This is a genomic window from Prosthecobacter sp. (assembly GCF_044373815.1).
Lineage (GTDB): Bacteria > Verrucomicrobiota > Verrucomicrobiia > Verrucomicrobiales > Verrucomicrobiaceae > Prosthecobacter.
This window is the reverse complement of record NZ_JBIPNG010000229.1, coordinates 1-10,124: the sequence shown is the minus strand read 5'-3', so window position 1 is coordinate 10,124 and position 10,124 is coordinate 1. Positions and strand designations below refer to the sequence as shown.

11 protein-coding genes and 1 pseudogene are annotated in these 10,124 nt (G+C 58.5%); 4 read left to right on the top strand and 8 right to left on the bottom strand.

What is annotated here, in order from left to right:
* The 4 genes and pseudogenes from ACIREA_RS18150 to ACIREA_RS18135 all read left to right on the top strand — a co-directional run.
* A pseudogene (locus tag ACIREA_RS18150) lies at window positions 1-657 on the top strand (hypothetical protein); the annotation flags it as partial.
* A gap of 185 nt (window positions 658-842) precedes the next feature.
* Entirely contained in the window at window positions 843-1,622 is a 780-nt protein-coding gene (locus ACIREA_RS18145) for a DUF3883 domain-containing protein (RefSeq protein ID WP_397383743.1), read from the top strand.
* A gap of 10 nt (window positions 1,623-1,632) precedes the next feature.
* A complete protein-coding gene (locus tag ACIREA_RS18140; RefSeq protein WP_397383742.1) occupies window positions 1,633-2,640 on the top strand; it encodes a DUF4928 family protein in 1,008 nt (335 codons plus the stop codon).
* Window positions 2,641-2,680: 40 nt separating this feature from the next.
* Window positions 2,681-3,325, top strand: coding sequence for a DUF1801 domain-containing protein (locus tag ACIREA_RS18135; RefSeq protein WP_397383740.1), 645 nt, complete (start codon window positions 2,681-2,683; stop codon window positions 3,323-3,325).
* 629 nt (window positions 3,326-3,954) lie between these two features.
* On the opposite strand, the gene ACIREA_RS18130 is transcribed toward ACIREA_RS18135, so the two are convergent.
* The 8 genes from ACIREA_RS18130 to ACIREA_RS18095 all read right to left on the bottom strand — a co-directional run.
* Complete coding sequence (locus ACIREA_RS18130; RefSeq protein WP_397383739.1) at window positions 3,955-4,446, bottom strand: hypothetical protein; 492 nt, start codon at window positions 4,444-4,446, stop codon at window positions 3,955-3,957.
* A 121-nt stretch (window positions 4,447-4,567) separates the two neighbouring features.
* Window positions 4,568-6,922, bottom strand: coding sequence for a hypothetical protein (locus ACIREA_RS18125; protein WP_397383738.1), 2,355 nt, complete (start codon window positions 6,920-6,922; stop codon window positions 4,568-4,570).
* Between the two features lie 338 nt (window positions 6,923-7,260).
* Window positions 7,261-7,503 (bottom strand): hypothetical protein, encoded by a 243-nt coding sequence (locus tag ACIREA_RS18120; RefSeq protein ID WP_397383737.1) that lies wholly within the window; start codon window positions 7,501-7,503, stop codon window positions 7,261-7,263.
* A 29-nt stretch (window positions 7,504-7,532) separates the two neighbouring features.
* Window positions 7,533-8,162, bottom strand: a complete 630-nt coding sequence (locus tag ACIREA_RS18115) for a hypothetical protein (RefSeq protein ID WP_397383736.1) — start codon at window positions 8,160-8,162, stop codon at window positions 7,533-7,535.
* Entirely contained in the window at window positions 8,159-8,695 is a 537-nt protein-coding gene (locus ACIREA_RS18110; RefSeq protein WP_397383735.1) for a hypothetical protein, read from the bottom strand. The genes ACIREA_RS18115 and ACIREA_RS18110 overlap by 4 nt, the downstream gene beginning before the upstream one ends.
* Window positions 8,696-8,715: 20 nt before the next feature.
* Window positions 8,716-8,961 (bottom strand): hypothetical protein, encoded by a 246-nt coding sequence (locus ACIREA_RS18105; RefSeq protein WP_397383734.1) that lies wholly within the window; start codon window positions 8,959-8,961, stop codon window positions 8,716-8,718.
* 36 nt (window positions 8,962-8,997) lie between these two features.
* Window positions 8,998-9,258 carry a hypothetical protein gene (locus tag ACIREA_RS18100; protein WP_397383733.1) on the bottom strand — a complete coding sequence of 87 codons (261 nt, stop codon included), beginning with the start codon at window positions 9,256-9,258 and terminating at the stop codon, window positions 8,998-9,000.
* Window positions 9,259-9,507: 249 nt separating this feature from the next.
* Window positions 9,508-10,124: hypothetical protein (locus tag ACIREA_RS18095; protein WP_397383731.1), on the bottom strand; the 617-nt coding region annotated here is incomplete at its 5' end.

Below are 10,124 nucleotides of genomic sequence, written 5' to 3'. Positions count from 1 at the left end.
GGCTGGGATGAATTCTGCGCCACCTACCACAGCCGCTTTGGCAAGCTCATCGAAGTCTTCCCCGGTGCCCCCAAAGACGACGACGCCTTTAAGCAGGAAAAGGCCATGTTCATGAACAACAAATGGGGCATGGCCTACATCTGCCCGCGCGGCGTCGGCCCCACCGCCTGGACCGGCAGCCCCAAGGCGCAAACCCAGCGCCTCCGCCGCTTCTACCTCCTCGGCCAGACCCTCGATGGCATGCGCGTGTGGGACGTCCGCCGCACCCTGCAAACCATCCGCGCCATCCCCGGCTTCGGCGAAACCCCGCTCTGGATTCAGGCCCACCGAGAAATGGCCGTCGATGCCCTCTACGCCTCCCTCTTTGAAGACAACATCAAGCGCCTCGATCTCCACGACATGCCCCTCACCCACAACGGCACCGTCGCTGGCGATCCCGAATCCGTCGGTCCCGCCATGCTCAATGTCCTCAAATACCTCGACATCGCCCAGGCCACCGCCATGGCCGCCATGCGCAGCAAAGTCGTCGTCTACGCCCCCGACAAAGCCGCCTGGGAGTACCCCGCCACCCTCACCAAGAACCTCGGCAAAGAAACCCAGTTCCAAGTCCGCGTCCCCGTGAAGCCCGAAGAAGTGAAGGAAGAGCCGAAGAAGTGAGTTTCAAAGCGCAGGTGTTTATTTGAACAAATGCGGTTTGCCTTGGCGGCAGAGTTCGTTCCTATTCATGACATGCAGAAACGCGCAGCAGAATTTTTTGCCGGAATCGGTTTTATGCGGATGGGGTCGAGAGAGTTTTCTCGAATCACCGACTAAACTCATTTTGAGTTGCAGAAACTAACACGATGCTTCTCGATCCGAACCAGATCTCAAAGAGGGAAAAGCTCATCCTCACAGGGCTCTACCTTTCCAAATTTGATCTGCTCGGACTAGCAAAACTGGGGTTCGACAGTTTTATTGAAGGAACAAATGTCGTTGGTTATGCGCTGGGTTCTAAACCTGCATCCATCAAAAACTACCGCGACGAGTTTGACCCACTCTTTCCCAATCCTCGTCAGGGCTGGCATAAACGGCCAAGAAGGGAATATTGCCTTAAAATTTATGAGGAATACCACAGTCTTGACCTCGATACATTTGCCAGCCTGATTAAATCGTTTGTTGGATGTGAGGACAAAAATTGGAATGCAACCGACGAAGATCAAACCAAGCTCGAAAGCGAATCTGCATTTGCCAAACGTTTGATCACCGGCCTGGCTGCTGAGAACTATTTTGATTCAATCCGTCACAAGCTGCCGGAATTCCAAGGATTTGCTGCTGAGAACACAACAAGACTCGGATGCGGTTTTGATTTTCGACTTTCAAAAACAGAGCGAAAAGACTTTTATGCTGTTGAAGTCAAAGGATTGACAGAGCGTGCTGGCAATGTGTTGCTCACCCGCAAGGAGTATGAAGTCGCCGACAAGCTGACTGAGAACTATTTTTTGTTTGTGGTGAAAAATTTCCGAGATTCGCCAACGCACATGATCTACCGAAACCCGCTGAGCAGTGGTCTTCTCTTTACCCAAAAAAAGCGTACCGTAGTCCAAGAATACTGGCAGACCAGCATCTCAAGCACCCCAGACTGATCATCAATTCATGAACACTCTCTTTGCTGAAGCCACCAAGTATTGCCAACCTCAGGAAAGACGACTCGTTCCGTCTCGCCTCCAAGCAGGCTTGTCGATCATCGAAAGGCTGCGTGAATTTCCATCCCTTAATCTCAGCAGCCACCTTCTCCGGAAAAACGGCTCAGCGATTCGTTCCCACACTGTATATGGAAGCCGCTCTCATGAGCGCTTGAATCTGAAACCGATAGACAAGAGTTATGGACAGCGCACTTCCAATCTTCCGGAATGGGGCCAAAAATTACTGGACGTCATTGCTGCGACTGGCTTTGCCGAAGCTAACGCCGAACAGCGAGAAGCCATCATTTCCGCAGCACAAGCCGAACTCGCACAGTCTCTCCGATTCATTACCGAAGAAGAGCCTTTGGAAGTACATTTAACAAATCAAACCGCCGAAACCATCATCCACGATCTCCTCCTAGCGGCAGACGAGAAAGGAAAATCAGGTGAAGTAGCCCAATACCTCGTTGGCGCAAAACTCGTGCTGCGGTTCAAACGTGAAATCCCTGTTCACCCTGCGAACAAAAGCGATCGCAAATACCGCGCTGATGAAAACGCGAAGCTGGGTGACTTTGAAATTCAAAATGCAGTGATCGAGGTCGCCGTGGGACCGGCAGATCAGAAGCATTTGCAGCAAATGGCTGAGATTCTGGAGAAGTCCGACAAGGAAGTCTGGCTGCTGACACGTGCTGATCGTGTAAACGGCTGGAAGAACGAAGTGGACGATGCCGATGATATCGACAGCAAAAGAGTCGTTGTAACCTCGGTTGAAGCATTTGTCGGTCAAAACATCACGGAACTCGCAGAGTTCTCCACCGCAGGCAAAGTCACTCAGCTCAAGGCTCTCTTCGACATCTACATGGGTGGAAAAGGTGGGCACGCCGGGAATTCGAATTGCTCTGAAATAAACCGGCAAAAAGGGGGCTGTGACTCGTCGCTTCTCACAACGCGACCTCGTTGCAGCGCCACAAAGCAATGACAGCCAGCCGTAAACACGCCTCGCTTCGATTCATCACACCATGAGCCGCAAGAACCCCGCCGTCGATGAACACATCGCCAGCGCCAAAAAGTGGCAGCCCGAGATGAAAGCCCTGCGGCGCATCATCCTCGACACCGGCCTCACGGAAGAGCTCAAATGGGACCAGCCCTGCTACACCCACGACGGCCACAACATCGTCCTCATCGGCGGCTTCAAAGACCACTGCAGGCTCATGTTCTGCAACGGCTCCCTGCTCAGCGATCCCCGCAGCCTCCTCCAAAAACCCGGCGAGCACACCCAGGCCGGGCGCTTCATCCCCTTCACCAGCGTGGCTGAAATCAAAGCCCTGGAGCCCGACCTGAAGTCCTTCCTCCACGCCGCCATCGAAAACGAAAAAGCCGGCGTCAAGCCCACCTTCAAAACCACCCCCGAACCCATCCCGGAGGAGCTGCAAACCAAGCTCAACAGAAACCCCGCGCTGGACGAAGCCTTCGCCGCCCTCACCCCCGGCCGCCGGCGCGCCTACCTGCTTCACTTCAACGCCGCCAAACAATCCGCCACCCGCACCTCCCGCATCGAAGCCTGCACGGCCCGCATCCTCGCCGGCAAAGGCATCCACGACTGCATCTGCGGCCACTCCCAAAAAATGCCCACCTGCGACGGCTCCCACAAGCACCTCTCCTAGCCTCCATTTCCCCGGCAGGCCGTAGCCGGGTCCGTGCGCCCCGTCAGCGCTCTAGCGGGCAGCCTCCATGCCCGGGGGGGGGAGGTCAGTGGAGTGTCAAACCCCGCTGGAGAGGCTGGTTGCCAGGGTCATGAGGGCCAAATGGCCCTCATGACCCTGGCACCCAATCATCAATGGCGAAGACAATTCCCCCTGGCCCCATTCGCGCTGCGCGCTCCGGCGGAGAGGGATCGTCCCGATCCCTACGCGCTCCCAAACCACCCAGCGGCCCACGCTTTTTAGAATCCCATACCCAGCGGAGCGCTGAGGGACCAGGATGGTCCCTCTCCGCCAGAGCTTCGCCCAAAGCTCGCTCCCGCAACGCCCGACGGGAAGTGACACCAAGGGCGGCAGCGGGGGCACCGGCGGCAAGTATCAATTCCCCATCGGAGCGGTAGGGTTCAGGCTCACAGGCTCACTACCTATATATAGGTAGTGAGCCTGTGAGCCTGAACCCTCCGCAGGGCCATGAGGGCCAAATGACCCCATTTTGGCCCTCATGGCCCGTGGCCCCAATGGATCAATGGCGAAGACCACTCCCTCTCTGCCCCTTAGACATGTGGGAGCACTTTTGAAGCACTGAAGCGCGCTCACACCCTCACCAGACTCTCGATCTGCGTTGCCGCAAAAGTGTGCCCGCCCATCGTCAGTCTCAGCGCCTTGGCGGAGCTTCCCGCAGGTTCCTCCACCACACGCAGCAGCCCTTCCCGCTCCCGGGCTTCCCCGCGCAACTGCACACGCACCGGCTTGCCCAGCGGCACGCCCCAGCGTTTCTCAAAGGCGCGCTTCTCATTCTCCGCCTCCTCCTTCCAGCGGGCAAAACCGTCCTCGCTGGTATGTACTGGCAGTTCCTTGTTCCGGCGTCTTGCTTCTTCCGCTGCTTTCTCCGCAGCCATCTCCGACTTCCACGCCGAATAACCATCCGCTTCAGCCGCAGGCGAAGCCTGAAAAAGCTCCAGCCCCTCGGTGATCTCCCGCTTCACCACACGCTCCGCCTCAGGCACCGCAAACCGGCCCGCCACCGCCCAGGACCGCGCCGTGAAAAGCGGCAGCACCGGCTCATCTCCTCGTTCATCACTCATCAAAAACGCCTACCTCCTCCGGCCGCTTTGTCATTCGGATTTCGTCATTGATTCGCTTCGCTAACCCTTCGGCTGTCTGCGCTACGCTCCGGTTCGCTTCGCCCGGCTCGTCATTCCCTCTTCACGCAGCACGCGTCACCCGCTTCCAGAAGAAATCCAGCTCGCGTGCCAGCACGCTCATCACCTGCGCAGGCGTGGCTTCCAGAGCACCGCTTTCCGCTTCCTTGATGATCCGCTGCATCGCATACAGTGCCGCCACGTTCTGAGTGTCCAGGTGGATCGAGTCCACGTGCTTCTTCAGTTCCTCGGCGAACGCCGTGCTGTGCTGCAGGATCGCCCAGCTCTGCTGCTCGCGGTCCGTCTTGAACGTGGTGATCTTCAGCCGTGGCACCGAGGTGCCCGTGGAATGCGCATCCTGATTCAGCTCCGCCAGCCTGCCTGCGGCAAAACCCGCCAGCGTGCGCCAGTAGGAGCCGTCCGCGAAATTCGCCAGGCCAAACACGACCTCCAGCCCCTGCAGCGACCAGCACATCGCATACCGGCCCGTCATGCCCGGCAGTTCATGCTCGCTGAAGCGCACCAGAGGGAAACGCTTGCCCGCCAGCCGGATCAGATCCGCCAGCTTCGTAAAATCCAGCGGCAGAGACACCGCCTCCGCAGCCATTTGCAGGCGCAGCGCCTCGTAGCGACCCAGCAGCGCATCACGCTCCGCATTCTGCGCAGGTGGCGCAGCCGTCACTGCAGGCCGGGATGAGGGTGCAAACGCCGGCGGCATGGCCACCGCAGACGATTCCGCCGCAGCAGAGGCCACTGCTGGTGCAGGCGCTGCAGCAGCACCCAGCACATCTGCCAGACGTTCGGCCACGGAATGCGAGCCATTCGTCTCAGCCGCATGCGGTGCACTCGGCTGCCTCAGCTTGCCCAGCATCTCACGCAGATTTTCAAACGCACCCGCCGAGCTTGGCGAGAACTGCGCCGGTGCCTCATCCGCCTCGCTCGCGCCCGCATTCCCGACCGCGCTCGGCGGCGGCAGATGCGTTCCATTCACACCCGCAGGCGGCGGCAGCAGCGGTGCCTCATTCTGCTGCGGCAGCGCCGGCGTAGGTTCCGCCAGTCCCTCCGCCATCAGCTTCATCTGCGCAGTCGTGCTGGAATCAAAAATCGAAAACTCATCCGCAGCAGGCTGATTTTCTTCCTTGCTCTCAGCCACCTCCTCCGTCATCAGCGGTAGCACACCCTCATCAGCGGTCATTGTCTGCAGAGAGACCCCGCCCTGCATCACCGGAGCCGAAAGCGTCTGCTGAAAAAAGTCCCACTGCTTGGCCGCATGCCGCAGAAAGGTACGCGCCGAGACCGAGCCCAGCGGCCGCCCCAGGAAATAGCGCTTCACATCCAAAAAGTTCGTGAACTCACGTCCCGCATCCACCGGAATGCCCGCATGCTGCAGGCGCAGACGCAGCAGCGTGGTCGCCTCGCTCTCGCCGATCCCGCGCAGCAGCATCTGCGAAGCCGTCAGCCGGTCCTCCATCGCACTTGGGAGGTGATGCCCAAACGTCGCCTGCCACACATCCTGGTTCAGGCTCAGCACCACGTGCACGCCATCCATCTCAGACATGTCCAGCAGCAGCGAGGCAATGCGCAGCCCCGCCTCCGGATTTCGATAATACGCATCCAGGTGATCCACCAGCAGCACCACCGGCCTCCACAGCCCCAGCAGTCGCAGCCACGTCACCGGGCCCTCATTGGACTCATCCGCCGCCAGCATGCGCAGCACCGCCATGTGGGACATGCCGCCATCCAGCGCGTGGTTCAGCATCGCATTCACCCAGGACTCCAGCGCCGTCGGGATCGCCGGCACACGCTTCATCGCCTGCTCCGTCATCGGCCTGCGCAGCTGCCCTTCAAAGCGCCGCACCCAGTCACCGATCAGCCGCGCACTGCCTTTCTCGTCAAACACCTCAATCGGATCACCGCCCAGCACGCGCAGCGCCTGCTCCGGGTTCGCACACGGCAGCGTGCCGTTCTCGATCAAACGCCGCACCAAAGTCGCGCACACACCCGCACAGGCCTCACGCAGCTTGGTCCAGCCCTCACGCGAAGCCTCCGCCCGTGCCATCGACTCCAGCCCGCGCACCGCCACCGCCGAAATACCGATCGTATCCTCCAGACGAAACGCCAGCGGCACCAGCACCACCTGCCCGTTCGCCGCAGCCGCCAGACGCCCTAGCAGATGCGTCTTGCCATAGCCCGCACGCGGAGCCGTCAGCAGCAGCAGAGGCTGCCCGCCAGCACGACCCGCGCTGCTTTGGCGCTCATCGATAGTCGTCGTCAATTGCCCTAAAATGTCCCCGTTCAAACCCGGCACCGAGCGATTCTCCGCCACGCCAAACGGCCCCGCGCAGACATCGTCCGCAAACGGATTCAGGCTCTCACCCTGCGGCAAAGCAGGAGGCAGTCCAGAAGCGGACGGTTGCAAATTTGGTAATGGCGATTCTGGACTTTCCACAATGAATGCGGTTTCAGGGTTCTGATTCAGGTCAGATACAATAATATTTATGCCAATTCATACTCCACAGAAAGTAAGTTTTTTGCCTTTGACGTTATTCTCGAAAACGAGAATAACCGGACCCACCGATAGAACGCCTCTGCCCCACCCGCCGGACTGGCTGAAAAGCACCACTCATAAGTACGATGGACACTCCTGTCCGTCGATCAGCGCTCCCTCCATCACCCAAGAGCCACGCACCACCATGCCGCCCCCGATAGCATGGTCTGTTCGATCAGGGCGTCCGCATCAAACAAGCCAAACCATCCTCAAAAACTCTTCCTCACCTCCAGCCACTCCTCCCAGCAGCGCACCGGATCGATGTCCTTGTACCCGCGCTCCGCATCGATCTTCGCCGCCACATCCCGCGGCATCGCCACCGCCTTGCAGCCATTGCGGATTTCGATCACCTCCACCTCCGTCAGCGCACTGCCCTTCTCCTCCTCCCGGTTCACCAGGATCGAAATCAAACTCGGGATCGGATAAATCAGCATTGGCTCAGAATCACTCATGTCGTGGGCGGAAAGTTCCAAACTCCCTTTCACTCCTCCGCATACGGGTCAAGCCCGAGAATCGATTTATGCTCAGACTGATTCATCTCCATCTGCTGGGTGTGGAACAGTGTTTGGATCGTCGTGTCGAGCGGTGCGAAAGGCCCGTATTCGATGAGCAGCACCTCGCCTGCTGCGGTCTTCCCCCGAATGCTCAGCATTTCCACATCATCGGCACCCACCTTCACAGCTCCACTCCGAATCAGCTCCTTGGCCTTTTCAGGAGGCAGCGAATTGAGGATCTCCACTGGATACTGATGCGCAAAAGTGGCCTTGGCCGCTGCCAGTACGTCAGTGTAGAGCGTTTGTAATTCCTTCTCACTCACCACCGCCTTCTCCGGCGCGGCCTGCCCCAGCGGCAACGAATAATAAACCGGCGACTTCGGAGTCTCACGTTTCAGCCTGACTGCCGTCGCATAAACCTGGACATAATCCGTGCACAACGCCGTGGTGATCGAAAGCTCCGTCCATTCAGAATCCAGCAAGGCCCGCACACGGTCGGGAAACTTGGGTTCCGTCTGAGCCTCAGCCGGACTGGTAAAGAAGCTGAATCCGCAAAGGAGCGTGATGATGCCACACATCCTGATCGTGTGCTGCCCTCGCATAGGAATACAAATCATGGTGAAGCGATCGTTGAAGGCCGCTCCTCTTTCCTCTCTGTCCTGCCAAGCCCCAGCGGCTCAAGAACAAGATGCGCCACCACGGCAATGCCCGCAGGCAGCAGCCACTCCCAATCAAACGGCTTCCCCACGCGATCCACAAAGAAGATGGACGGCTGAATGACTCCCAAGATATCCACCAACACAATGATCTCGATAGGAGTAATGGAAAAGAAAAAGTAGCCGCTGCGAAAAAACAGCCAGACATACAGCGCCACCGTCACCCACCCCAGGACGGCGGGATAGACAAACGCCAGCGTCTCAAACCGCTCCGCCAGCGCGCTCCGCTCATGCAGCAGCCACACTCCAAACACCGCCAGCCACAGAAAAGCCGCCACGCGCTCACGCCGGGTATACTTCCTGGACAGCGTGAACCACGACCAAAACAGCGGCAGCACAAAGACGCCGAGCCAGAAGAAGAACTGCCTGCGTTCGTCTTCCTTGATAACAGGCTGCAGCGTTGGATCAGTCGATGTCATTGTGGTTTGTCCCATGCATTCAAATCAACAGCCGCTCACTCCCCATCCGGATCAATCCCCAGCCTGCGCAGCTCCTGCCGCTGCCCTTCATCCAAAGGCCTGCCAAGACCGGCAGCCAGCTCCTCCATTTTCCAACGCTGTCCGTTCATGAAAGCCAGCGAAAGCCCCAGCCCCGCTTTCGTCAAAGCCTCACGCAGTGGCGATCCCTCATCCAAGCCATCATGCACCACCTTCAGCATGTCGCACAGGCGGTGCAGTTCACTTTCATCATGTTCAGTCATGGCACAGATCACGGTTCTTGAATGAAGTCGTGCAACTCACTCCGGCTTGCCCGTAGCAGACACACCACCCTCTTTGGAACACGCAGCCATGGCTCCGAAAAACCGAAAGCAAGACCGCAGCAGCAACTGGCTCAGCCCCAGCGCCCCAATGACGTAGCAGACAATGATCAGCAGATGCGAGAACTGCAGGCTGGCAAAATCCTGCAACCCAGCGGCCATGAACACGAAAGGCGCAGAAGCAGGCCCGATGAACAGGGACAACCGATATGCGAGATCATTGTGAGTATTGGGCTTCATGGGAAAGTGCTGGCTGATTCACGGCTTCTTGGGTGGCCTTTCCGGATCATACGATGCTTCGCCAATCTCAGCGTTGCAGGCGCTGTCCCCGTGACCGCCTGGCCCACAAGGAATCCGCTCATGCAACGGCTGGATTTTTGATGATTTCACCCATCGAAGCGAAAAAGCCGCCGCAGGTCAAGCTTCGGTGCAGTCCCTCAGCTTTGAGCTCACATCCATGCCCCCTCGCCTTTTCAGCCAGTCAGTCACTCACGCCCATTCCAGCCTGCACATGTAAATCAGCGCCCCGAGGAAAATCAAAGTCCCCAGACTGAAGAAACCCCAGCGCACGCGGCTTTTAAACACCAGCCCAAGACCCGCGAAGAACAGCGACATCGTGTAGTAAACACCATCCAGCGCAAACTGGTCCCCCACCGTGCCCTCATGCTGCCCCTGGGAAAAAAGCTCATCGGCCTTCTGGATGCGCTTCACTTTCTCTTCATACATCCACTGGAAGTAGTCCTTTTGAAAGTCAATCTTCGCGGCCTCAAAGATCACCTCTTCCGGAAGGTCCGCCAGCGTGCCGTCGTCATCGTACTTTTTGCGCGGCTCCAGCGGCAGGCCCATGGCATCATAAGCTTCATCGCTGTACTCACGAATCATGAGCTCGCTGATCTGATGCAGCAGGAAATCACGCTCCTCGCCCTTCGGCGTGTGCTGGGCCCGCGACACCAGCTGGATCACCTGCAGCTTCACCAGGCTGTCAGACGCGATCTTCGAGTCCGCGAACGTCCCCGCGTCCGCCGACTCCGTGGTGACGCGGCTCGACTGCCCAAAGCTCTCGATCGACTTACCGCCCCACAGCCCCCCCATATAACCCCCGAAGC